Origin of the sequence: Pseudomonas sp. OIL-1 (assembly GCF_010669185.1) — a bacterium.
In the GTDB taxonomy this organism is placed as follows: Bacteria; Pseudomonadota; Gammaproteobacteria; order Pseudomonadales; family Pseudomonadaceae; genus Halopseudomonas; species Halopseudomonas profundi.
In genome coordinates this window covers 771,594-795,688 of record NZ_CP048629.1, presented here as the reverse complement: position 1 = coordinate 795,688, position 24,095 = coordinate 771,594, and the positions used below count along the sequence as shown (strand labels likewise).

At 60.3% G+C, this 24,095-nt stretch carries 21 protein-coding genes; 9 read left to right on the top strand and 12 right to left on the bottom strand.

Annotated elements, in window-relative coordinates; genetic code table 11:
• Positions 1–194: 194 nt before the first annotated feature.
• Complete coding sequence (locus G3M63_RS03605; RefSeq protein ID WP_178101030.1) at positions 195–1,274, top strand: DUF1615 domain-containing protein; 1,080 nt, start codon at positions 195–197, stop codon at positions 1,272–1,274.
• A 9-nt stretch (positions 1,275–1,283) separates the two neighbouring features.
• On the opposite strand, the gene G3M63_RS03600 is transcribed toward G3M63_RS03605, so the two are convergent.
• Positions 1,284–1,745, bottom strand: a complete 462-nt coding sequence (locus G3M63_RS03600; RefSeq protein ID WP_163981896.1) for an isoprenylcysteine carboxylmethyltransferase family protein — start codon at positions 1,743–1,745, stop codon at positions 1,284–1,286.
• A 171-nt stretch (positions 1,746–1,916) separates the two neighbouring features.
• On the opposite strand from G3M63_RS03600, the gene G3M63_RS03595 reads away from it, so the two are divergent.
• The 6 genes from G3M63_RS03595 to G3M63_RS03570 all read left to right on the top strand — a co-directional run bounded on the left by G3M63_RS03595 (position 1,917) and on the right by G3M63_RS03570 (position 8,637).
• Positions 1,917–2,435 carry an ATP-dependent zinc protease gene (locus G3M63_RS03595; protein WP_163981895.1) on the top strand — a complete coding sequence of 173 codons (519 nt, stop codon included), beginning with the start codon at positions 1,917–1,919 and terminating at the stop codon, positions 2,433–2,435.
• 244 nt (positions 2,436–2,679) lie between these two features.
• Positions 2,680–3,771, top strand: coding sequence for a pyruvate dehydrogenase (acetyl-transferring) E1 component subunit alpha (gene pdhA, locus G3M63_RS03590; RefSeq protein ID WP_163981894.1), 1,092 nt, complete (start codon positions 2,680–2,682; stop codon positions 3,769–3,771).
• The gene (locus tag G3M63_RS03585; protein ID WP_163981893.1) at positions 3,764–4,756 is read left to right on the top strand and encodes an alpha-ketoacid dehydrogenase subunit beta; all 993 of its coding nucleotides are present in this window, start codon (positions 3,764–3,766) and stop codon (positions 4,754–4,756) included. The genes pdhA and G3M63_RS03585 overlap by 8 nt, the downstream gene beginning before the upstream one ends.
• The gene (locus tag G3M63_RS03580) at positions 4,753–5,871 is read left to right on the top strand and encodes a dihydrolipoamide acetyltransferase family protein (protein WP_163981892.1); all 1,119 of its coding nucleotides are present in this window, start codon (positions 4,753–4,755) and stop codon (positions 5,869–5,871) included. Before G3M63_RS03585 ends, G3M63_RS03580 begins: the two co-directional genes overlap by 4 nt.
• A gap of 252 nt (positions 5,872–6,123) precedes the next feature.
• The gene (locus G3M63_RS03575; RefSeq protein ID WP_371923523.1) at positions 6,124–6,516 is read left to right on the top strand and encodes a DUF2946 family protein; all 393 of its coding nucleotides are present in this window, start codon (positions 6,124–6,126) and stop codon (positions 6,514–6,516) included.
• Positions 6,517–6,579: 63 nt separating this feature from the next.
• The gene (locus G3M63_RS03570; protein ID WP_163981890.1) at positions 6,580–8,637 is read left to right on the top strand and encodes a TonB-dependent copper receptor; all 2,058 of its coding nucleotides are present in this window, start codon (positions 6,580–6,582) and stop codon (positions 8,635–8,637) included.
• On the opposite strand, the gene G3M63_RS03565 is transcribed toward G3M63_RS03570, so the two are convergent.
• The 10 genes from G3M63_RS03565 to G3M63_RS03520 form a co-directional block, all read right to left on the bottom strand.
• On the bottom strand, positions 8,634–9,812 hold the full coding sequence (locus G3M63_RS03565; RefSeq protein WP_163981889.1) for a diguanylate cyclase: 1,179 nt from the start codon (positions 9,810–9,812) through the stop codon (positions 8,634–8,636). The two genes, G3M63_RS03570 and G3M63_RS03565, sit on opposite strands and share 4 nt — an antisense overlap.
• Positions 9,813–9,985: 173 nt before the next feature.
• Complete coding sequence (locus G3M63_RS03560) at positions 9,986–10,783, bottom strand: undecaprenyl-diphosphate phosphatase (protein WP_150299768.1); 798 nt, start codon at positions 10,781–10,783, stop codon at positions 9,986–9,988.
• A gap of 151 nt (positions 10,784–10,934) precedes the next feature.
• Entirely contained in the window at positions 10,935–12,233 is a 1,299-nt protein-coding gene (yegQ, locus tag G3M63_RS03555) for a tRNA 5-hydroxyuridine modification protein YegQ (RefSeq protein ID WP_163981888.1), read from the bottom strand.
• 155 nt (positions 12,234–12,388) lie between these two features.
• A complete protein-coding gene (locus tag G3M63_RS03550) occupies positions 12,389–13,465 on the bottom strand; it encodes an AbrB family transcriptional regulator (protein ID WP_150299766.1) in 1,077 nt (358 codons plus the stop codon).
• Between the two features lie 126 nt (positions 13,466–13,591).
• Positions 13,592–14,521: an electron transfer flavoprotein subunit alpha/FixB family protein gene (locus tag G3M63_RS03545; RefSeq protein WP_163981887.1), complete on the bottom strand. Its 930-nt coding sequence runs from the start codon at positions 14,519–14,521 to the stop codon at positions 13,592–13,594.
• Positions 14,522–15,271, bottom strand: a complete 750-nt coding sequence (locus tag G3M63_RS03540) for an electron transfer flavoprotein subunit beta/FixA family protein (RefSeq protein WP_163981886.1) — start codon at positions 15,269–15,271, stop codon at positions 14,522–14,524.
• Between the two features lie 161 nt (positions 15,272–15,432).
• Complete coding sequence (locus tag G3M63_RS03535) at positions 15,433–16,563, bottom strand: acyl-CoA dehydrogenase family protein (protein ID WP_150301677.1); 1,131 nt, start codon at positions 16,561–16,563, stop codon at positions 15,433–15,435.
• 10 nt (positions 16,564–16,573) lie between these two features.
• A complete protein-coding gene (locus G3M63_RS03530; RefSeq protein ID WP_150301678.1) occupies positions 16,574–17,770 on the bottom strand; it encodes an acyl-CoA dehydrogenase family protein in 1,197 nt (398 codons plus the stop codon).
• A 96-nt stretch (positions 17,771–17,866) separates the two neighbouring features.
• Positions 17,867–19,960, bottom strand: a complete 2,094-nt coding sequence (locus tag G3M63_RS03525) for a 3-hydroxyacyl-CoA dehydrogenase NAD-binding domain-containing protein (protein WP_150301679.1) — start codon at positions 19,958–19,960, stop codon at positions 17,867–17,869.
• Between the two features lie 202 nt (positions 19,961–20,162).
• Positions 20,163–20,954 (bottom strand): IclR family transcriptional regulator, encoded by a 792-nt coding sequence (locus tag G3M63_RS03520; RefSeq protein ID WP_150301680.1) that lies wholly within the window; start codon positions 20,952–20,954, stop codon positions 20,163–20,165.
• 310 nt (positions 20,955–21,264) lie between these two features.
• On the opposite strand from G3M63_RS03520, the gene G3M63_RS03515 reads away from it, so the two are divergent.
• Together G3M63_RS03515 and G3M63_RS03510 are read left to right on the top strand one after the other, a co-directional pair.
• Positions 21,265–22,890, top strand: coding sequence for an AMP-binding protein (locus G3M63_RS03515; protein WP_163981885.1), 1,626 nt, complete (start codon positions 21,265–21,267; stop codon positions 22,888–22,890).
• The gene (locus G3M63_RS03510; RefSeq protein ID WP_163981884.1) at positions 22,887–23,564 is read left to right on the top strand and encodes a crotonase/enoyl-CoA hydratase family protein; all 678 of its coding nucleotides are present in this window, start codon (positions 22,887–22,889) and stop codon (positions 23,562–23,564) included. Before G3M63_RS03515 ends, G3M63_RS03510 begins: the two co-directional genes overlap by 4 nt.
• Before the next feature lie 44 nt (positions 23,565–23,608).
• Here G3M63_RS03510 and G3M63_RS03505 read toward each other — a convergent pair whose 3' ends face one another.
• A complete protein-coding gene (locus tag G3M63_RS03505) occupies positions 23,609–24,091 on the bottom strand; it encodes a YbhB/YbcL family Raf kinase inhibitor-like protein (RefSeq protein WP_150301683.1) in 483 nt (160 codons plus the stop codon).
• Between the last annotated feature and the right edge of the window lie 4 nt (positions 24,092–24,095).

Sequence of the window (24,095 nt, the reverse complement as noted above, 5' to 3'; positions counted from 1 at the left end):
TGGGTCAATACCTATTCGGTCGCCGCGCGGGCATTTCCCTGCGTGGCGAATGGCACTGACTCGACCACAAGTAACCGCTAAACATGCTTTCAGATCATATCCCGCAGTCCCGTTTTTCCTTGTCCTGTCCAGCCGCGTTCGGAGCGCGGTTCGAGGTTGAGCGCGCAGGTCTCGTTCGACGCTGCGCAGGATTGATGCTGCTGATCGGCCTGGGGATATTGGCTGGTTGCAGCACGCGGCCTGGTGTGACGCCGCCGGAGCACCGGCCGGCTGCAGTTCAGGCGCAGGTACTGCGGTTACTGCCTGCTGACGTGGCAGACCGGGAGGGTTGGGCGAGGGATATTCAGGTGGCATTCACCACGCTTGATATCGAGCCGCACGCGGAAAATATCTGCTCGGTGCTGGCCGTAACCGCACAGGAATCCACCTTTCAGGTGGCGCCGCCGGTTCCTGGCCTCGCCAAAATTGCGCGGGAGGAGATTGACCGTCGCGCGAGCACACTGCGCATCCCCGGATTTCTGGTCAATGCCGCACTGCGGATGGAATCGCCAACGGGCGAGACCTATGAGGAACGCCTGAGTCAGGTGCGCTCGGAAAAGCAGCTTAATGCCGTCTTCGACGATTTCATCAGCGTGGTTCCGCTTGGCAAACAGCTGTTCGGCAGCTTCAATCCGGTACAGACCGGCGGGCCGATGCAGGTCAGTATCGCCTTCGCCGAGACGCAGCGGGACGTCTATCCCTATCCGATCAGCGGATCAATGCGTGACGAAGTCTTCACCCGGCGCGGCGGGATGTTCTTTGGTATTGCGCACCTGTTGGGTTACCCGGCTGACTACACGCGTCCGTTATACCGCTACGCCGATTTCAATGCTGGCTGGTACGCCAGCCGTAACGCCGCCTTCCAGAACGCCGTCAGCAAGGCCACGGGTATAGCGCTGGCGCTGGATGGCGACCTGATTGTGCATGGCTCCAGCACAGTGGGTGCCACCGAGCGCGCGGTGCGTTCGCTGAGCAAACAGCTCGGCATGAATGACAACAGCATCAGGCGCGATCTGGAAAAGAGCATTGAGCTGGAGTTTTCCGATACCCGCTTGTACAAGCGGCTATTCGAGTTGGCTGACACGCTGGAAGGCGAACCTTTGCCGCGCGAGATGATTCCGCGGATTACCCTGGAAAGTCCCAAGATTACCCGGGAGCTGACCACCGGCTGGTTTGCCAATCGGGTCGATGAGCGGCGCAGACAGTGCATGGTGCGGGCCGGTGCGGCCCAATAACCGGGAAGGCTAGAACCAGCGGCGCACTGACTGACAATAGCGGCTGTACTCGCTGCCAAACTTCTCACTGAGCATGCGTTCTTCGGGGCGAATCTGGAAACGGTTCATGTACAGCACAAAGCCGGGCAGAACCAGGAAGGCGGGCGGGTTCTCCAGCCACACCGCCCAGGCAGCGAGACAGAGCGCAAAGCCCAGGTACATGGGATTGCGGCTGGATCGGTAGATACCCGAGCTGACGATCGAGGTTGCGCGTTCCGGAGCGGTGGGGTCGACGGTGGTCCTGGCCTGACGGAAGTTGACAACGCCCGCCACGGCGATAAACACACCCGCCGCAGCGAGCAGGCCGGCGAGGGCGGAGGCTCCCGGGATGCTCGAGCTGAGTCCTGCGAACAGGTGCGAGATAGCCCACATCAGCAGCATGCAGAGCGTAACCAGTACCAGCGGCGGTACCTTCAATTCAAGTTTGTTCAAAACACTTTTCCTCGTACGTCCGTGTAGGTTTTGTATACCTCTCTCGCAGCCGTAGACGCAAGCCTCGTTCGATATTTGCTTGAGCGGGCTGTCCGACGTGCGGTAGGCGCTGCGCCGAACAGTCTTTCAGCTGTGTGGTCGTAGAGGCTCCACAGTACTCATGAGGTTTCCATGTATTTGAAAACGGTAGCTTTCTTTTCCAGTCTGATGATGCTCTCTACGGCAGGATTGGCTAACGAACGGACCGTATACGGTGTCAGCGAGAACGCCCGGCTGGCCGATTTGGCGTTGGACGTGCCGGCCAAGCTGGACACAGGGGCAGTGACTGCATCGTTGAGCGCTTTGAATATCGAAATGTTTGAACGCGAGGATGGCGACTGGGTGCGTTTCGATCTCGCCGTCGACGGCGCCAAACAAGGCAAGACGCTGGAACGCCCGGTTGTGCGCATCAGCCAGATCAAGCGCCGCTCCGATGACATTCCCGATGGGGAAACCAAGGACTACACCACGCGTCCGGTGATCGAGATGGATGTTTGCCTGGGCGGCGAGCGGGAAAATATCGAAGTGAATCTGACCGATCGCACCGCGTTCTCATACCCCTTGCTCATTGGCTCTACCGCCTTGCAGCAGTTCGATGCGGTGGTTGACCCCAGCCTGAAATACTCCGCAGGCGCGCCTGGCTGCGCCTGATCTGCCTGGCAGTTGTCCAGTTGCTGGCCGGTTCTTGCTATCCGGTCAGCAGGCCTGATTCTCTGATCTATACTGCGAACTAACCGGTTTCGCGCGTTGCAATGACGCCAGCCGGGTACCCGCGATCCGGGTGCTTGCAGAGACGCTGGTCACAAACCAGCCCAGAACAACAGGCCGACCCACAGGTCCGGTCAGCAACCGCCACCGGCGGCAGTCGTAACGCGCCGGTCGAGGAGGTCAGTCCATGCCGTTGACTGTTCAGATTCCCTATACCCGTCTAATTGATGATCACGGACAGCCGCAGGCCGATCTGCCTGCCTGGATCGATGATCCACAGTTGTTGCGCGCGTTCTATCAGGACATGGTGCTGGTGCGCGCCTTCGACCAGAAATGCGTTGCGTTGCAGCGAACCGGCCAGATTGGCACCTACGCCTCGACGCTGGGGCAGGAAGCCATCGGCGCGGCGGTGGGTCATGCCATGACCGCCGAGGACGTGCTGATCCCCTACTATCGCGATACCTCCACGCAGCTGCAGCGCGGCGTTGCCATGCACGAGATCCTCCTGTACTGGGGGGGCGATGAGCGCGGCAGCGCCTGGGAAAATCCCGCGGTGGCGGAGGATTTCCCCATCTGCGTGCCCATCGCGACCCAGGCTTGCCATGCCTGCGGCGTTGCCTCGGCGTTCCGCATACGTCAGCAGGCCCGGGTAGCGGTAACGACCTGCGGAGATGGCGCGACCAGCAAGGGCGACTTTCTCGAACGCCTGAACCTGGCGGGGGTCTGGCAGCTGCCCGTGGTGTTTGTGGTGAACAACAATCAATGGGCCATTTCAGTCCCGCGCAGCCTGCAGACCGCCGCGCCCACGCTGGCGCACAAGGCGCTTGCGGCCGGCATTCCGGGCGAGCAGGTGGACGGCAACGATGTGCTGGCGGTGTATGACCGGGTAAGCCAGGCGATTCAGCGCGCCCGTGCCGGCAAAGGCGCAACGCTGGTTGAATGTGTGACCTATCGTCTGGGCGATCACACCACCGCCGATGATGCCAGCCGCTACCGCTCTGCTGATGAGCTCAACGCCGCCTGGAAGCACGAACCCATCGGACGCCTGCAGCGATTCCTGCACGATCATAGGCTCTGGGACGAACAGCAGGAGCAACAGCTGCAGCGCGACATTACTGAGCGCATCAATGACGCAGTCGAGCGCTTCCGCAACATGCCGCCGTCGGATACCGCTGCCGCCTTCGATTATCTGTATGCCGAACTGCCGGCGCAGTATCAGGCGCAGCGTGAGCAGTTGCAGGCGCGGCTGGATGCGCGGGGAGGGACCGGCCATGAGTGAGCAAGCCAGCATTTCCATGGTGGAGGCAATCAATCTGGCCCTGCATCGCGCCATGCAGGATGACCCGGACGTCGTCGTGCTGGGCGAGGATATCGGCACCAATGGCGGCGTATTTCGCGCCACGGTCGGCCTGCATGAGCGCTTCGGCTTCCGGCGAGTAATGGACACGCCTCTGGCGGAAACGCTGATCACCGGGATCAGCGTGGGGATGGCTGCGCAGGGGCTAAAGCCGGTGGCGGAGATCCAGTTCATGGGATTCATCTATGCCGGCATGGAGCATCTGGTCTCGCATGCCAGCCGCCTGCGCAGTCGCACCCGCGGCCGGCTCAGCTGCCCCATGGTGCTGCGTACACCGCATGGCGCAGGTATCCATGCGCCGGAACATCATGGCGAAAGCACCGAAGCATTATTCGCGCACGTTCCGGGCCTGCGGGTAGTGATTCCTTCTTCGCCGCGCCGCGCCTACGGGCTGCTACTGGCAGCCATTGCCAATCCCGACCCGGTGATCTTTCTCGAGCCAGCGCGACTGTATCGCTCGGTGCAGCAGGTCGTGCCGGACGATGGCCAGGCCTTGGCACTGGATACCTGCTTCACCCTGCGCGAGGGCCAGGATCTGACACTCATCAGCTGGGGCGCGGCCCTGAAGGAAACCCTGGAAGCCGCAGCGCTGCTGGCTGGAGAGGGCATCGATTGCGAAGTGATCGATGTCGCCACGCTCAAACCGCTGGATACCGAGACCCTGATAGCCTCGGTGTGCAAGACGGGACGCTGCGTTGTGGTGCACGAAGCCGCGCCGAGCTACGGTCCCGGCGCGGAAATCGCTGCGCTATTGCAGGAACAGGCGATGTACGCGCTACAGGCGCCGGTGTTGCGCGTGACCGGTTTCGATTGCGTGATTCCCTATGCCCGGCAGGAAATGGCCTATCTGCCGGATGTCGGTTCGATCTGCCAGGCCGCACGAAACGTGATGCAGGGGGACGTATGAAACAGTTCAAACTGCCGGATCTGGGCGAAGGCCTGCAAGAGGCCGAGATTGTTGAGTGGCACGTGCAGGCAGGGGATGAGGTCGAGGTTGATCAGCTGCTGGTGTCGGTGGAGACCGCCAAGGCGATTGTCGATGTGCCTTCTCCCTATGCCGGCGTGATCAGCCGGTGCTTCGGCAAGCCGGGAGATTTGCTCCATGTGGGTGAGCCACTGGTCGGCTTCGAAGGCGAGGCGGAGGACAGCGGCACCGTAGTGGGCAACTTGGGAGCCGCGAGCGGCTCCAGTGATCTGGCTGCGGATGACTTCCATATTGGCGCCGCGCCCTCCACCCGGGATTTTCAGCCGGCCCGCGCAGCGCCGGCGGTACGCGCGCTGGCGCGCAAGCTGGATGTGGAGCTGGGCCGGGTGAGCGGGTCGGGCCCGAATGGCTTGATCACCGAGCAGGATGTGCGCTCGGCCAGTGAAGGCCCGGCCGGGTTCGAGGGGACGGCTTTGCGCAGCGTGCGGCGGACCATGGCCAAGAACATGGCCCGCGCGCATGCTGAGGTGGTACCGGTGATGATCGTCGAGGATGCCGACTTGCATGGCTGGCCGACCAGCGCCCGGGATCCGATTATCCGGCTGGCGCGGGCTATTGCGAAAGCCTGCCTGGCCGAGCCGGCGCTGAATGTCGCATTCGATGGCCGGCGCTTGAGTATCCAGACCCATGACAAGGTTGACCTGGGCGTCGCCGTGGATACGCCGGACGGGCTATTTGTGCCGGTTCTGCGCGATGTCGCCAATCGCGAAGCCGAAGACCTGCGCGAAGGCCTCGCACGGCTGCGCCGGGATGTGGCGAACCGCTCCATCCCACCCTCGGAACTGATGGGGGCAACGATCACCCTATCCAACTTCGGGACCCTGTTTGGCCGCTATGCCAGCCCGGTGGTCGTCCCGCCACAGGTGGCGATTGTGGGCGCCGGGGTTATACGTGATGCGGTGGTGGCGTGGCAGGGTGAACCGGCGGTGCATCCGATTCTGCCGATATCGCTGACCTTCGACCACCGCGCCGTAACCGGCGGCGAGGCAGCGCGATTTCTGAAGGCGTTGGTGGAGGATCTGGAGCGTTCTTCCTGAGCAGCCGGACCCGCCCGGTTTGCGCCAATGCCACGGATGGCGCATGCATACTTCACGGCGCGCCGGAATTGCCGCCTGCTCCGGTTGCCATTTTTAATACAGCTGGCCGCGCTTGATGCGGATCAAGCCCAACGGCGAATAAAACCCTGATACTGTCTCTGCCGTTCGTACCGGGACCCCGTTCCCGGCGCGATACCAGACCCTCAAGCGCAGCGGGGCTATCGGGTGCCTTCTTCTTCACTATCCAAACCGATGAGTAACAGGACAGCAAGTCGGGGCACGCGTGCCTGGTTAGCTGTGCTGTTTGGCTGGTGTGTGATATTCAACGCAGTGATTTGCTGCGTGCACAGCAGCCATGTCGTTGCCGTCGCCCTGGACAGTGATTCGCTTGAAAGCTGTGTTGAACATGACGATGACATGCCGGGCATGGCTTCCAGCATGCCGGACCAGAGTGGCGCCAATCTGGCGGCCTCGCTAGGCTGCCCGCTGTGTTCCTCCGCCGGCGGTATAGCGTTGAGCTCGTATTGGCCGCCTGTGCTGGTTCCCCTTGAACAGTCCTTCGCGTCCAGCGTAACGCTGACTCTGCCCCTCACCATCACCGAACACGCGCCCAGCCAGCCGCGTGCGCCCCCAGCCGTCTCCTGATCCTTCAACACATTCGCTCCGGACCGCCGGAAACCGATTACTGATCGATATGAGACAACCACCATGTCGCACTCTTCCTTTGTGCCCGCTTTACTGTGCCTGGCCGTCGCCGCAGCCAGCAATCCTGCCTGGTCCGCTGAAGACCATTCCCGGCACGCCGGGCACCCGGCGCTGCAACTGGCGCCACGGGTGATTACTGCCGTGCAGCAGGATTCACCCCTGACCATCATCACTGACCCAAAACAGGCTCGTCAGCCGATCCCTGCCAGCGATGCGGCTGATTATCTGAAAACCATTGCCGGGTTTTCCGCCATTCGGGGCGGAGGGAGCAATAGCGATCCGGTACTGCGCGGCATGTTCGGCTCTCGGCTGAAACTGCTGACCAACGGGGGTGAAATGCTCGGTGCCTGTCCGTCGCGAATGGACGCGCCATCGTCCTATATTGCGCCGCAGAACTTTGATCAGCTGACCGTAATAAAAGGACCTCAAAGTGTCGCCTGGGGGCCGGGCGCGTCGGCTGGTACCGTTTTGTTCGATCGGCTTCCGGAGGAGTTCGATGAGCCAGGTAGTCGGATGGACGCCACGGCTGTGGCCGCCTCCAACACCCGGCGGGATGTGCAAGTTGATGGCGCGCTGGGTAATCGCGACGGTTATCTGCGTCTGAGCGGCAACCGTTCGCGATCCGGTGATTATGAGGATGGCGACGGCAACACCGTTCCCTCACGCTGGAACAAATGGAATACCGATCTGGCCCTGGGCTGGCGGCCGGATGACGACACCTTGCTGGAGCTGAGCGTCGGTGCTGGCGATGCCGAAGCGCGTTATGCCGGACGGGGTATGGATGGCTCGCAATTCGAGCGCGAAAGCCTGGGCCTGCGCTTCGAGAAAACCCTGTATGACGGCGCGTTGCGCGAGCTGAAGGCCCGCTTCTATTACAATTACGCGGATCACGTGATGGACAATTACAGCCTGCGCACACCGCCAGCCACCGGCATGATGGCTGGGCCGCGGGCGACCAACGTGGACCGGCGCACGCTGGGTGCGCGCGTCAGCGCGACCTGGGAATGGGATGAGCTTGAAGTGCTTGCCGGCGTGGATGCGCAGCGCAACATCCATCGCACCCGAAGCGGTATGGGCGTGGACAGCTACAGGGATCAATCATGGCTCAAGGATGCCGAGTTCAGTCAGATGGGAGTATTCTCGGAGCTGACCTGGTCGGTCAGCGACAGCCGGCGCTGGATCGGCGGGCTGCGGCTGGACCAGCATCACGTCGAGGATGAGCGCGCCACCGTCACTGGCGCAATGATGGGCATGGCGATGCCTAACCCCACTGTGAATGCCAGCCGACGCCAAACCCTGCCCAGCGGCTTTGTCCGGCTGGAGCAGGATCTGTCTGATGTGGCTGCCACTGCCTATATTGGTGTAGGACACGTACAGCGTTTTCCTGACTATTGGGAGCTGTTCTCGCCCAAAGGCTCACCCGGAGCGGTCAACGCCTTCGACGGCGTTGAGCCGGAACAGACCACCCAGCTGGATCTGGGCGTTCAATATCAGCGCGAAGGGCTTGAGGCCTGGGTATCAGCCTATGCGGGCGTGGTTAACGACTTCATTCTGTTTGATTATGCCGGCAGCGCCAGTACCGCGAACAATATTGACGCGCACATCATGGGTGCCGAAACCGGTGTCGCCTATGAGCTGACGGACAACTGGAAGACCGACGCCAGCCTGGCCTGGGCCTGGGGCAGGAACCGCAGTGATGGCGAAGCCTTGCCGCAGATGCCGCCGCTCGATGCGCGGTTCAATTTGAGTTATGAACGGGCCAACTGGAGTGCGGGTGCGCTTTGGCGCGTGACTGCCGAACAGAACCGCACGGCAATCAACAAGGGCAGTGTGGTCGGGCAGGATCTCGGCGACTCCTCAGGTTTCGGCGTGTTGTCGCTTAACGGTGCCTACCGTTTCAGTGAAGCGGTTACGCTGAGCACAGGGGTGGATAACCTGCTCGACAAGACCTACGCCGAACACCTCAACCTGGCAGGCAATGCCGGGTTTGGTTTCCCGGCAGAGACTAGAATCAACGAGCCCGGCCGTACCCTGTGGGCCAAGCTGGATCTGAGTTTCTAGACCGCCTCGGTTTCAGCTGTGCGCCATTCGCTGGCGCATAGCTGATCACGTCCGCTGTTCTTGGCCACATACATTCGAGCATCAGCCATTTTCAATAGCTGGCGGTAGGCACCGGCGCGGTCAAAGCAGCGTTCTGCCAGCCCGATGCTCGCAGTCAGTGGAGTCCCGTCTGGTCGCTCACCGAAACCCGCAGCGCGCAGGCGTTCAATCGCTTTGCGCGCCTGGGTCATGTCGGTATCGGGCATGATCAACAGGAATTCCTCCCCGCCCCAGCGCACCAGACTATCCGAGCTGCGCAGGCAATCCAGCACGCAGCTGGCCGAATCGCGCAGCACCTTGTCCCCTGCATGATGACCGAAGGTGTCGTTGATGTTCTTGAAGAAATCCAGGTCAATGAATGCGACCGCGAGCCCGCTGTTGTTACGCTGGGCCGCTGCCCATTGCAGGTTGAGAATTTCCTCGCCGCTGCCCCGCGAATACACCCCGGTCAAAGGGTCACGAATGGCCTGGCGAATCAATGCGATCATGAAGGCCAGTTGGCTCATGCAGGCCAGACTGGTAACCCCTGCAATCAATACCAGCAGCCAGAACGCGCCGACAAACGAGGGCCAGTTCAAGGTGCTCCAACTCAAGTAGCCGGCCAAGGCCTGGGCCAGCAACAACACCAGCCCCAGTGCGAGGTTTTCCACCAGCGTGAGCGGGAAAATGGCCAGACCCGCTACCAGTACGAAGGGCAGAAAGGCATAGCCTGCACCCACAGCGCCGGAAAAATCAGTCAGGTTGTAACTGCCCAGCAGCGTATGCGAAACGACATAAAAAACAGTCGGAATGGCGAACAGAATGGCGATCGCCCGGTAGGCATCGAACAGGTTTCCGCTGGGCCGGTACATCAACAGCAGGCAGACGAAGGCGGCGCAGACACTCAGGCGCAGCGCTCCCAGCATCAACCAGAGGTGTAGCGGGAAAACCAGCGCATCGACGATGCTCCAGAGCGGTGTCAACACGGCAAACAGGAACGCAAACAGCCGGACCCGATTGACGATCAGCGTGGCGCGACGCTGACTGAGCAGAAAATTGTGCCGGTGCGGTGACAGCAACCGGGGTATCTCGCTAGCGGCGAGTTCATTGGGGAGCAGAGAGCTCAATCGGTCCCTGAGAGCATCTAGTAGCAGCATTTGTTATCGAGTCGCTGGTTATTGCCGTGGACATTCCAGCGGCATCATGGCTTTTCGATATTATTCAAGCATGGCTATCAGGACCGCTTATTGATCCTGATCATAGACGGGGCGGATTTGAATGTGTTGTTACCAGAGATCCGGCGCAGCGGGTGCTGCGCCGGATCGCTCAGTCAGTAGAAGATCCACAGCAGGGCTATACCCAGAACGATCCGGTAGATCACGAAGGGCTGCATGCCGATGCGGTTGATGAATTCCAGGAAAAAATGGATACACAGGTAGGCGCTGATGCCGGATGCGACGATGCCCCCAGCCATGGCCAGCCAGTCGACGGCCACGTTGGCCTGAATCAGGTCCAGCGTTTCCAGCCCACAAGCAAGCACAATGACGGGGATCGACAGCAGGAACGAAAAGCGCGCCGACGCTTCCCGGCTCAGGCCCATGAGCAGGCCGGCGGTCATGGTGATGCCAGACCGCGAGGTGCCGGGGAACAGCGCTACGGCCTGGAACAGACCAATGACCGCGACATCCTTCCAGTTCATCTGATGCTCGGTGCGCTGGCCCTTGTGTCGCCAGTCCGCCCAACTCAACAACAGGCCGAACACGATCAAGCCGGCGGCGATATACACCGGGGAGCGCAATACGGTTTCGATCGTATCCTTGAATGCCAGGCCCGCCAGACCCACCGGGATGGTGCCGAGGATCACGGCCCAGGCCAGTTTGGCATCCGCATCCAGTTGCCGGGTGGCCAATGAGCGCGTCCAGCTGGTAGTCATGCCCAGGATGTCGCGGCGAAAATAGATCAATACCGCTGACAGGCTGCCCAGATGCAGGGCGACGTCGAAGGCAAGGCCCTGGTCTGCCCAGTCGGTCAATACCGGTACCAGAATCAGGTGCGCCGAGCTGGAAACCGGGAGAAATTCAGTGATGCCCTGAACGATCGCCAGAACGATAACCTGCAGCCAATCCATAGAAATCTACACTCCGATAAATGCCGGCCGCGAGCGACCTGTTCAGACAGCGCAGGCGGGCGGAGCTGGATGTCCGCCCACGGCTGCGTTGTAAGGCAGCATTATGCCGAAAAAATTCCGTTGCTCTATGAAAAAGCCGCACGTGATGCAATCAATCTCTCAGACAGCGCAATAGCAGCCCCATTTCCGCGTTGACGGGGGCGAGCCGCGGAATGCGTACCACGTGCCCGTCGCCCGGTGCGACATCGATGGAGCGTCCCTGGCGATCCTGCAGTGTTTCCAGAACCAGAGGGTAATTCCCCTGCGGTGTCATCAGCTCCAGCTGATCGCCGACCTTGAAGCGGTTCTTGACGGCAATAGTTAACCAGTCGCCGTTATCTTCCAGTACCTCGCCAACAAACTGGTGACGCTCCATCCGCGAGGCGCCCTGTTCGTAGTTCTGATAGACGCCCGGCGGGTGGCGGCGGTAGAAGCCTTCGGTGTATCCGCGGTTTGACAGGCTTTCCAGATCATCCATCAGGCCCAGGTCGAAGGGCCGGCCCGCGACAGCATCGTCAATCGCCTTGCGGTAGGTTTGCACGGTCCGTGCGACATAGAAATGCGACTTGGTGCGTCCTTCGATCTTGAGCGAATGCATGCCCATATCAACGAAGCGCTGCACGTGCTGGACCGCCCGCAAATCCTTGGAGTTCATGATGTAGGTGCCGTGCTCGTCTTCTTCGATAGCCATCTGCTCGTCCGGCTTGTCACTTTGATTAAGCAGATACACCGGCTGGGCCGCCACTTCCTTGACCACCGATTCGATATTGCCTTCTGCGGTTTCCTGCGCCGGTTGCAGATCATATTTCCAGCGACAGGCATTGGTGCAGGCGCCTTGGTTGGCGTCCCGGTGATTGAAATAACCGGAAAGCAGGCAGCGTCCGGAATAGGCGATGCAAAGTGCACCATGGACGAAGACTTCCAGCTCCATGTCCGGACACTGGCGACGAATCTCTTCCAGCTCATCCAATGACAGCTCGCGGGACAGGATCACCCGCTCCAGTCCCTGCTGCTGCCAGAATTTTACAGTCGCCCAGCTTGTGGCGTTAGCCTGGACAGACAGATGCACCGGCAGTGCAGGCCAGCGCTCGCGCACCAGCATGATCAAGCCGGGGTCGGACATGATCAGGGCGTCCGGCCCCATCGCCACGACTTCCTCCAGGTCTCGGAGATAGGTGGCCACCTTGTTGTTATGCGCAGCAATGTTACTGGCCAGGTAGAACCTCTTGCCTTGGGCGTGGGCTTCGGCGATGGCCTTGGCCATTACCGCCGGGTTGTGGAAATCGTTCTCACGCACGCGCAGGCTGTAGCGGGGCTGGCCTGCATACACCGCCTCGGCGCCGTAGGCGAATGCATAACGCATGGCTTTCAGGGTGCCGGCCGGAGCCAGCAATTCGGGGGCTTGGGGCATGACGCAATCCTGTGTACAAGACAAGAAAAGCGCGGAGGATAGCGGCGCGGGCCGAGCCGGGCATTGATCAGGCTCAAGAATGAGTCATGAAGTAGCAGGGCCACTGATACCCCCGATCAGTGGTCCTTTCAAGCACCCGCTCGCCACGCTTTGCTTCAGCGGTTCATTCGGCGCGCCACGGTTATCAGCGCCTGTGCGCACAGTTTGCCGGTGAAGACTACGCCGATCAGTCTCAGGGTTTGCAGCGCGACGACAAAACTGGCATCGGAGCCGGTCTCGACTGCAATGATCGCCATGGCATCCAGCCCGCCGGGGGAAATCGCGAGAAACACCGAGAGAAAATCGCGGGAAAACACCCAGCTGATCGGCCAGGCGAGGCCGGTGGTCAGCAGTATCAGCGCCAGGTTGGCGGTGATAATGGTCGGCATCAATCTGGCGACGCGCAGCACTGTTGCGCGATCAAAGCGCAGGCCGATGTAGCTGCCGATGGCGCCATAGGCCACTGCGAGGATCGGCTCAGTGAGGGTGATATCCAGCCAGCCCAGCAGCTGCAAGGCGCTGCCGAGAATGACCGGCGTCAGCAATGCCCCCGAGGGGACGAATCTGCCGCTCAGGGCACCGATGAATGCGACCAGCAGGGTGGCAGCCAGACCAAACAGGCTCAGCGGGACATCAGCGGCGTCCGAGGAGGGCTGCATGGCCTCTGGCCCGACGACCATATGACTTATCCACGCGCCCAGCATGACCACGCATACCACCCGCACATACTGCATGCAGGCAACCAGGCGACTATCGGCGCCATCTTCCTCTGCCATGGCAATCATGGCTGAGGCGGCCCCCGGCGCCGTACCCCAGGCGGCAGCACTGGCAGGGATGCCGCCGAAGCGGATCATGCCCAGGCCCACGACAGCACTGAGCAGCAGCGTCACCAGGGTCATGATCAGCATCAGATGCCATTCGGAGGCCATTGCCAGCAGCACGCCCAGCGTGACGGAGTTGGCCACCATCAAGCCGACAATACCTTGCCCGGATCGAAACAGCAGCCGGGGAACATGGATATTGCTGCCGGCCACGCCCATGCACACGGCGACGATCATCGGTCCGAGGAACAGTGCCGCGGGCAGTCCAATGTAATGCAGCAGATAACCCGCCAGACCGCCGCCGCCAACCAGAATGATCCATTGAAGCCAATGCGGCAGAGCGCTAAGCAGTGTGGGGAATTCGTTTTTCATCGCCTGTCTTTCTGCAAGGTATCAGGGCGTACAGCGAAGCGCGTTATGCAACGCGCGGTTCATACGAACCATGGATAAAAAAACCCGGCCACATGGACCGGGTTTTCGTTACCGCTCAAGCGTTACTTACAGCTTGCCGTCCAGCTCCGGGATGATCTGGAACAGATCACCAACCAGACCGTAGTCGGCTACCTGGAAGATCGGCGCTTCTTCGTCCTTGTTGATCGCAACGATCACCTTGGACTCCTTCATGCCGGCCAGGTGCTGGATCGCGCCGGAGATACCGACGGCGATGTACAGCTGCGGTGCAACGATCTTGCCGGTCTGACCGACCTGCATGTCGTTGGGTACGAAACCGGCGTCCACTGCGGCGCGTGAAGCACCCACGGCAGCGCCGATCTTGTCGGCCAGCTTGTACAGCATTTCGAAGTTGTCACCGTTCTGCATACCGCGACCGCCGGAGATGACGATCTTGGCACCGGCCAGCTCGGGACGGTCAGACTTGGCCAGCTCTTCGTTAACGAAGCTGGACACGCCGGCGTCCTGGGCAACGTCTAGGTTCTCGACGCTGGCGCTGCCGCCTTCGGCTGCAACCGGATCGAAACCGGTGGAGCGCACGGTGATGACCTTGACCGCTGCGCTGGACTGCACGGTAGCGATGGCGTTACCGGCATAGATCGGACGCTTGAAGGTATCGGCGCTTTCAACGGCGATGATCTCGGAGATCTGATCAACGTCCAGCAGGGCCGCCACTCGTGGCAGGTAGTTCTTGCCGTTGGTGCTGGCGGTGGCCAGGATGTGACTGTAGTTTTTACCGATTTCGGCTACCAGCAGGGAGATGTTCTCCGGCAGCTGGTTGGCGTAGGCAGCGTTATCAGCCAGCAGGACCTTGCTCACGCCTTCGATCTTGGCGGCAGCGTCAGCCACGGCGGAGCAGCCTTGGCCAGCGACCAGTACTTCGATGTCGCCGCCAATGGCTTTGGCAGCCGCCACGGTGTTCAGGGTCGAGGCAGTCAGCTCGGCGTTGTTGTGTTCAGCAATAACCAAAATTGTCATTTAGATCACCTTGGCTTCGTTCTTGAGTTTGTCGACCAACTCGTCTACCGACTTGACCATGATGCCGGCGCTGCGCGCGGCCGGTGCTTCAACCTTCACAGTGGACAGGGTCGAAGCGATGCTGACGCCCAGATCTTCCGGCTTGAGGGTTTCAAGCGGCTTCTTCTTGGCTTTCATGATGTTGGGCAGCGAGGCGTAACGCGGCTCGTTCAGACGCAGGTCAGTGGTGACGATGGCCGGCAGCTTCAGATCAACGGTCTGGGCGCCGCCGTCGATTTCACGGGTAACCTTGACGCTTTCGCCTTCGACGTTGACTGCCGAAGCGAAGGTGCCCTGGCCGTAGCCGGACAGCGCAGCCAGCATCTGGCCGGTCTGGTTGTTATCGGAATCGATGGCCTGCTTGCCAAGAATGACCAGCTGCGGCTGTTCCTTGTCGACCACACCCTTGAGCAGCTTGGCGATGGACAGCGAGCTCAGCTCTTCAGTGGACTCAACCAGAATGGCGCGATCGGCACCCAGTGCCAGAGCGGTACGCAGCTGCTCCTGGGCAGCAGTCGGGCCGACGGACACAGCGACGATTTCAGTCGCCACGCCTTTTTCTTTCAGGCGCACGGCCTCTTCCACGGCAATTTCGCAGAAGGGGTTCATCGACATCTTGACGTTGGCGAGATCGACACCGGAATTGTCCGCTTTGACGCGAACCTTGACGTTGTAATCGACCACGCGCTTTACGGCGACGAGGATTTTCATGGACGTTAGTCCTCCACAAGTCTATGAGACGCCCGGCGGGCGCATGACATTAAAAGGGTGCATAGCATAACGGGCACTGTGCCTGGCTGATAGTGCAAATCGCCATCAACCGGGTCACAAGTCGGCCGGAACAGCTTCAGCGGCTGTTCCGGCCGAGCGGCTCAGATGCTCAGTTGAGCAGCGTAGGCTTCGAGATGATGATCATCATCACCGAACTGATGGCCAATCATGACCAGACGCTTGGCGTAATGAGCACCGGCGTATTCCCAGGTCATGGCGATACCGCCGTGCAGCTGAATGCTCTGCTCTGCCACGTACTGGGCAGCGCGGTTGACCATGTACTTGGCAGCGGACAGCTTGGCGCTGCGCTCTTCGCTGTCTTCGTCGTCCGCCAGGCAGGCAGCCAGAATCGCCATGGAAGTAGCACGTTCCAGCTCGCTGATCATGTCCACCATACGGTGCTGCAACACCTGGAACTTGCCGATGACCACGCCGAACTGCTTGCGGGTCTTCAGGTAGTCCAGAGTGATGTCGCACAGTACGCGCATGGAACCGACGGCCTCAGCACAGAGTGCAGCAATGGCACGGCCGGAGTGATAGCGGATTGCGTCGTAGGCTTCGCCGTCGGTACCCAGCAATTCGCCCTTGGCGTTGTCGAGGAACAGTTCGCAGCCCTTGCGGCCATCTACAGTGGAATAGGTGCGGCGGCGAACGCCCTGGCTGTTCGGATCGATGATGAACAGGCTGATGCCGGACTGGTCGCGCACATCGCCCGCGCTGCGGGCAGAGACCAGAATCTTGCCGGCGGTGTGACCGCCGATAACGACAGCCTTGCGACCGTTGAGTGTCCAGCTGCCATCCTGTCTGGTTGCAGTAGTGGTGACGTGGCACAGGTCGTAGTGGCTCTGCTGTTCTTCCAGCGCCACAGCCGCCTGCAGCTCGCCGGAGGCGATGCCAGCCAGCAGCTCTTCCTTCTGTGCGTCGGAACCGAGCTGGGTGATCAGTCCGCCTGCGAGGATGACCGATTCCATATAGGGCTCCAGGCAAAGCCCCTTGCCCAGCTCCTGCATGATCAGCATGTTCTCGATGCCGGTGCCGCCAAATCCGCCCAGCTCTTCGGGGAAGGGAATCGCAGTCAGGCCCAGCTCGCCCATCTGATTCCAGAACTCAGGGCTGAAACCGGCTTCGCTTTCGCTGAATTTCTCGCGGTTGCTGAAAGTGTAAGCGTCGCGTACCAGACGCTCCGCAGTTTCCTGGAGCATTTGTTGCTCTTCAGTCAATTTGAAGTCCACGGCAGGCTCCTTAAAGTTCGAGAATCATTTTCGAGACGATGTTCTTCTGGATCTCGTTGGATCCGCCGAAGATCGACAGTTTGCGCATGTTGAAGTAGATGGAAGCCAGCGACGGGCTGTAGTCTTCCAGCAATACTTCGCCTTCGTAACCGTATTCCATTTCCTCCGGCAGGAAAGGCAGAGCGTACGGGCCGATGGCCTTGCGCAGCAGATTGGTGATCGCCTGGCGGATCTCCGTGCCCTGTACTTTCAGGATCGAGCTTTCAGCGCCGGGAACGCCGCCTTCCGAGGCTGCTGCGACAATACGCAGGGTGCTCATCTCGGCTGCCATCAGTTGCATCTCGATCTGGGCGATCTGCGTGCGGAACAGGGTGTCTTCGATCAGCGGCTTGCCATTTTTCTGCTGCTTGCTGGCAACGCGCTTGAGGTGACGCATGGCAGCCTTGGAGGCGCCGATGCCGGCCAGTCCGGTACGCTCGTGAGTCAACAGGTACTTGGCGCAGGTCCAGCCCTTGTTTTCTTCGCCCACCAGGTTCTCGACCGGTACCTTGACGTCGTCGAAGAAGACTTCGTTGACTTCATGGTCGCCGTCCAGAGTGATGATTGGACGTACGGTGATACCTGGGGTCGCCATGTCGATCAGCAGGAAGGAAATGCCGCGCTGCTGCTGCGCTTCCGGATCGGTACGTACCAGGCAGAAAATCCAGTTGGCATGCTGGCCCAGTGTGGTCCAGGTCTTCTGGCCATTGACGATGTAATGGTCGCCATCGCGCACGGCGCGGGTTTTCAGCGAGGCCAGGTCGGAACCGGCGCCCGGCTCGGAATAACCCTGACACCACCAGTCTTCACCGGACAGGATGCGCGGCAGGTAATGCGCCTTCTGCTCCTCGGTGCCGAACTTGATGATTACCGGAGCAACCATGTTCACGCCGAAGGGGATGGTGCGCGGCGCGCCGGCTGCAGCGGACTCTTCATCAAAGATGTGCTTTTCGACGGCTCCCCAGGTGGTGCCGCCGTGCTCAACCGGCCAGCCCGGAGCGTACCAGCCCTTGGCCGACAGGATTTTCTGCCAGCGCTGGTGGTCTTCCTTGGACAGGTGCTTGCCCAGCTTGACCTTGGACGCGATGTCTGCGGGCAACTCGTTTGTCAGAAATTCACGCACTTCATCGCGGAAGGCGAGCTGTTCAGATGAGTAATGGATATCCATGTGTGGTCCTCGTTGTAATCGGTCCAAATACGGCTGCTCCACCCGGTTGCGTTGACCGGGCTTCACAAGGACGTTTTCGGAATCCTCAATAATTGTTCAGAGATCAGCGAACTTGCGGCCTTCTTTAGCCAGCTTTTCCAGCAATGGAGCCGGTTTCCACCAGGCGCCGAGCTTTTCATGGAACTCGCTTATCTTCGCATAAACGCGATCCAGGCCAATGCTGTCGGCATAGTACATAGGGCCGCCCTGGTAGGCCGGGAAGCCATAGCCATTGAGATAGATGACGTCGATGTCGCTTGCGCGCTGGGCGATGCCTTCCTCGAGGATCTTGGCGCCTTCGTTGATCAGGGCGTACAAGGTGCGCTCAAGAATGTATTCGTCGCTCAGCTGCTGACGCTCGATACCCTGTTCCTTCGAAGCAGCTTCGAGAATCGGCGGCAGGGCCGGGTTCTCCAGCGGCGTGCGCGACCCTTTCTCGTAGACGTAGAAACCCTTGCCGGTCTTCTGACCGAGCATGCCGGCCTCGGCCATCTTGTCCAGAATCGCCGGCAGCTTGTACTCGGCAGGCAGTGTTTCGCGCTGACGGGTGCGGATCGCCAGGCCAATATCCAGGCCGGACAGGTCGCGCATCGCAAAGGGGCCCATCGCCATGCCGAACTTGCGCAGCGCGCCATCGACCTGGGCAGGTGTAGCACCTTCTTCGAGCAGGAATTCGGACTCGCGGCCGTACTGGAAGACCATACGGTTGCCGACGAAACCGTCACACACGCCGACCGGCACCGAGACTTTCTTGAGTTTCTTGCCGATGGCCATGGCGGTAGCCAGTACGTCGTTGGCGGTTTTCTCGCCACGGACGACTTCCAGCAGACGCATGACATTGGCCGGGCTGAAGAAGTGCAGGCCGACTACATCCTGGGGACGCTTGGTGAATTCAGCGATCCTGTTCAGATCCAGCGAGGATGTGTTGCTGGCCAGGATAGCGCCCGGCTTGCAGTTGGCATCCAGTGCTTCAAAGACCTTCTGCTTGACACCCATTTCTTCGAAAACGGCTTCGACCACCAGGTCTACGTCAGACAGGTCGGCGTAATCCGTTACGCCCTGAATCAGGTCGAGACGCTTGTTCATGGCGTCTTCGGTCAGGCTGCCGCGCTTGACGCTCATCATGTAGGTATCGCGGCAACGCTGCATGGCCTTGGCTTTGGCGTCTTCGCTGATTTCCAGCACCTTGACCGGAATCCCGACATTGGCAAAGCACATGGCGATACCGACGCCCATGGTGCCGCCACCGATAACGGCGGCGATCCTGATATCACGGACCGGTGTGTCCTTGGGCAAGTCATTGACTTTGGATGCCTGGCGCTCGGAGAAGAACGCATGAACCAGGGCGCCGCGCTGAGGGGAAACCAGACATTCGCCGAACAGTTCACGCTCACGCTTGAGGCCTTCCTCGAGCGGCAGGGTGAAGGCGGCTTCGACAGCAGAAACGCAGCGCTGTGGTGAGAACAGGCCGGGCGTCTTTTTCTCGATTTCTGCACGCTTGGCAGCAACGGCAGCGGCGTTGTCGACCCCTTCCAGCTTGTCGGTGCGCTCGCCGGTACGACGTGCATCCTTGCCTTCGGCAATCAGCTTCTCTGCATAGGCGATACCGGCAGCTTGCAGGTCGCCTTCGATCAGTTCGTCGATAACACCCAGTTCGTGGGCTTCGGTGGCACCGATCGGGTTACCGCTGACAATCATGTCCAGAGCCTTGGACACACCTACCAGACGCGGCAGGCGCTGCGTGCCACCGGCACCCGGCAGCAGGCCCAGCTTGACTTCCGGCAGGCCGACCTTGGCGCTCTTCACGGCAATGCGGTAGTGGCAGCTGACTGCCACTTCGAGTCCGCCACCCAGGGCGGTGCCATGGATAACGGCAACGCTTGGCTTGTTGCCGGCTTCAATGCCGTTGACTACTTCAGGCAGGCTCGGCGACTTCGGCGGCTTGCCGAATTCCTTGATGTCGGCTCCGGCCATGAAGGTGCTGCCTTCACAGACCAGTACGATCGCCTTGACTTGCGGATCGGCCTCGGCGGCTGCGAAGCTGTCTTGCAGGCCTTCACGAACAGCAATACCCAGGGCATTGACCGGTGGGTTGTTGACTCTGACGACTGCGATAGCGCCGTGTCGTTCCAGGGTGACCACGTCCGACATGCTGAACCTCCGTTCTGGTGAATCGTTATGGTTTCACTATGCGGAATAATGAAACCAAGTTTCGCTATGCAAAATACAAAAAAAGAATCTGTTTGTCGATGATTGAAGAAGCGAAATGTGGATCATTGATAACGGGTCATCGATAAGCAGACATACCGACCCCGCGCCGCGATTTTAGTGCGACGCAGGGTATGGCTGTTGGTCAGACGCCGAGTCGCTCGATATCCCGCGCGAGCATCTCCAGCTGATGGGCCAGCTGGTTCTTGACCTTTTCCGCAGGCACCAGATAGGTCGGTGCGCCGCAGGTCAGTACCATAATAGTGCCGTCCTGCAGGAACAGCGGAACGCCTGCAGCGTTAACGTTGCGGTCCCAATCACCGAGCGACAGGCAGAAACCATAGGCTTCATATTCTTCCAGCGCGGTTGCCACACGCCGTTCGATGTCCGGCCAGGTTTCCGGATGACGGTTGGCCAGAGCGGTCAGCACATGGGCGCGCTCTTCTTCCTTCATCGCTGCGAGATAGGCGCGCCCTGCGGCGGTGGTGCCGAGCGGCAGGCGGATACCGACATCCATGCGCAGGGAGGTCGCTTCGGCAGGGCGGCAGTTTTCCACGTAGATCATTGACAGACGGTCGCGGCAGGTCAGGCCCACCGAGGTGTTGGTGCTGCGGGCGAACTCGTCCATGTACGGCTTGGCCAACTGACGCACTCGCAGATTCGAAACATAGGCATAACCGAGGGCCAGCACGCCTGAATCAAGCTGATATTTCTCCAGCTGCGGCGAGTAGCTCAGATAGCCGAGTTTGGTGAGTGTGTAGGTCATGCGGGAAACGGTGGGCTTGGGCAGGCCGGTGATGCGGGCGATATCCTGATTGCCCATGACCACGGTGCCCTGGCTGAACGCGCGCAGCACGTCGAGGCCGCGGGAAAGCGCCTCGACAAATTTGCGATCCTTGACCGCCGTTTCCTTGATTGATTGCGAATCTTCGTTCATGGCGCTTTATTACCCTTTAAGCGTCTTGGACATTGGTCTGTGCACATTCCGTACGTTGGACTGAAGTGCCTGAGATACCGTGCTATGGATCATTCGGCGGCGCTATGTGAGCGCTGCCCGAACGGAGCAAATATTCAATGTCCGGCTGTTTTTGTTGTCTCGATGCTCTGAGCAATTGAGCCGGTGTGGCCGAGCAACGATGCGTGCGTCGTTGCCTGATCATTGCACACTCACTTTGGATAGAATAGCATCTTTTTGGTATTTGGTTCCGCAGTGCAAAATAACAGTCCAAAAAAATCAAGAGGTTCAGATGTCGATATCCGCTCACTCTGTCGTCGGCACCCAGCTGGCGCAACTGGGTCACGCCACCATCTTCGATGTGCTTGAAAAGGCCTGCCAGGATTACGGCAACAAGCCAGCGTTTTCCTGCGGTGCAGACACCGAGACCTTCCTTGAACTGCGCGCCTCGGCGGACTTCTTTGCGCGTTACCTGCGCCACGGGCTGGGCCTTGAGCCTGGCGACCGCATTGCCATACAACTGCCCAATCTTCTTCAGTACACCGTCGCCATCTTTGGCGCGATGAAGGCCGGACTGGTCATCGTCAATACCAATCCGCAATACACCCCGCACGAAAGTCGCCACCAGTTCGCCGACTCCGGTGCCAAGGCGATTGTCGTTCTCGACAAGCTGGTGCCGATGTTGCGCAGCATTCAGGGCAATACCGAGATCCAGCACCTGATTGTCACCAGCGTGGATGATCTGCAAAACCCCGTCCATGAAGCAGACGAGCCTGATGTGACACGTTTCCAGCAAGCGTTGCGATTGGGTCAGGGCCTGCCCGAAGTACAGACCGCACGCGGCCTGGATGATCTGGCTCTGTTGCAATACACCGGCGGCACCACCGGCGTTTCCAAGGGCGCGATGCTGACCCATCGTAATATTCTGAGCAACGTGATCCAGGCCACCAGCATCATCCGCGAGGGTGATGTCGAATACGGTAACGAGGTTCGCGTTTCGCCGTTGCCGCTGTACCACATCTTCGCATTCACGGCGAACTGCATCGCCTCTGTCGCGACAGGGTTTCACAGCGTTCTGATTACCAATCCGCGTGATCTCGACAGCATGATCGCCGATATCAAGCGCCGTCCGGTGACGCTGCTTACCGGTATCAACTCGCTGTTTGTTTCGCTGTTGGCGCATCCTGAATTCGACAGTATCGACTTCAGCCGGCTCAAGTGGGTGAATTCCGGCGGCGCGCCCCTGAACACCGAAGTGGCCAGGCGCTGGTTTCAGCGCACCGGCAGCGTGGTGCGTGAGGGATACGGTCTGACTGAAACCTCTCCGGTGGTTATCGCTTCCACTGCCTTCACGCCCTATAAGGAAGGTTTTATTGGTCGCGCGGTGATCGACACCGAACTGAAGACGGTCGATGAGGATGGCCAGGAGACTGCACCGGGCGAACCGGGCGAGGTGCTGATCCGCGGGCCGCAGGTCATGCAGGGCTACTGGCAGCGCCCCGAGGAGACCACCGAAACCTTCACCGCCGATGGCTGGCTACGTACAGGTGATGTCGGTCTGATCGATGAAGAAGGTTTTCTCAAGTTGGTCGACCGCAAGAAGGACATGATCCTGGTGTCCGGTTTCAATGTGTATCCGAACGAAATCGAAGAAGTCGTCATGCTGCACCCGGCGATCCGCGAATGCGTGGCGGTAGGCGTGCCGGATGAGAAGAAGGGCGAGGCGATCAAGCTGTATGTGAGCCTCAGCGAGGCCAATCTCGACGAGGCCGCGATTATCGCCCATTGCCGCGAACACCTGACCAGTTACAAGGTGCCCAGCACGGTCGAGATTCGGGATGACCTGCCCAAATCGACGGTCGGCAAGTTATTGCGGCGGGTGCTGCGTGACGAGGCGCGCGCGGGGTCTGCATCATGAGTGGCTTGACGCTGAATATCACCAACGGCATTGCCGAGATCACGCTGGATGACGGCAAGGCCAACGCCTTGTCGCAAACCATGCTCGAGGCCTTGCTGAAGGCGCTCGAGGAAGCGGCAGCGGCCGATTGCGCGGTGTTGATCAGCGGGCGACAGGGCATATTCAGTGGCGGTTACGACCGAAAGCTGATTGATGCTGGCGGGCCTGCCTGTGATGCCATGCGCGCGGCGGGTGATCGCCTGTCGATGGCGATGCTGGATTTTCCTGCGCCGCTGGTGATCGCCAGCACCGGACACGCAATGGCCAAGGCGGCGTTCATGCTGCTGTTGGCGGATTACCGTCTTGGAATTGAAGGCCCGTTCAAGGTAGGGCTGAATGAAGTGGCAATTGGCATGACCATGCCCGATGCCGCCATGCCCCAGGCACGGGCGCGCTTGAATCCGGCGTGGCTGTCGCGTTGTGCATTGCAATCAGAGACGCTGGATCCGGAGCGGGCAGTGCAGGCGGGCTTTTACGATGAGTTGGTCAGCGCCGATCAGTTGCTCGATCGCGCTCGGGCAAAGGTACAAGGTCTGGCGAAGCTGGATCGCAAGGCGTATCGGGAAACCCGGCGATTGATGAGCGAGCCACTGCGAGCAGAGTTGAAGGCTGCGCTGGAAGGGCGCAACGCATAGAAATGCCCGCCGGTGAGCTTGCTCGCCGGCGGGATGCACCGGGCTCAGCCGCGCTGGTAGGTGCCGATCAGGCGGTTCATGGCCAGCGTATGCGGCTCAATCTTTTCCAGCAATTCCCACATGCTCAGCCCCTCGGGCAGGTTCAGCTCGGCGTCGAGCGCCAACACCCAATAGTAGTAATGATGACGGCCGTGACCTTCGGGCGGCATCGGTCCCTTGTAGCCGTTCTCACCGAAATTGTTGGTGCCCTGGGTGTAGTCCGAGGTCCCCTCCGGCAGCGAATTGACCTCGCCGGGGATGTTGTAGAGCGTCCAGTGAACGAAACCGTAAGTGCCGTTGGGCGATACCAGCGGTGCGTCAGGATCATGGCAGATGATCGCATAGGACTTGGTGCCTGCCGGTGGGTTGCTCCAGCTCAGCGCCGGGGATACGTCTTGCCCCTCGCCGGTGTGTTTGGTGGGAATCGCGCCGTGCTGTTCGAAGGCGCTACTGGTCAGTTGCAGATCGGTGGAAAAGGCAAATCCCATGATG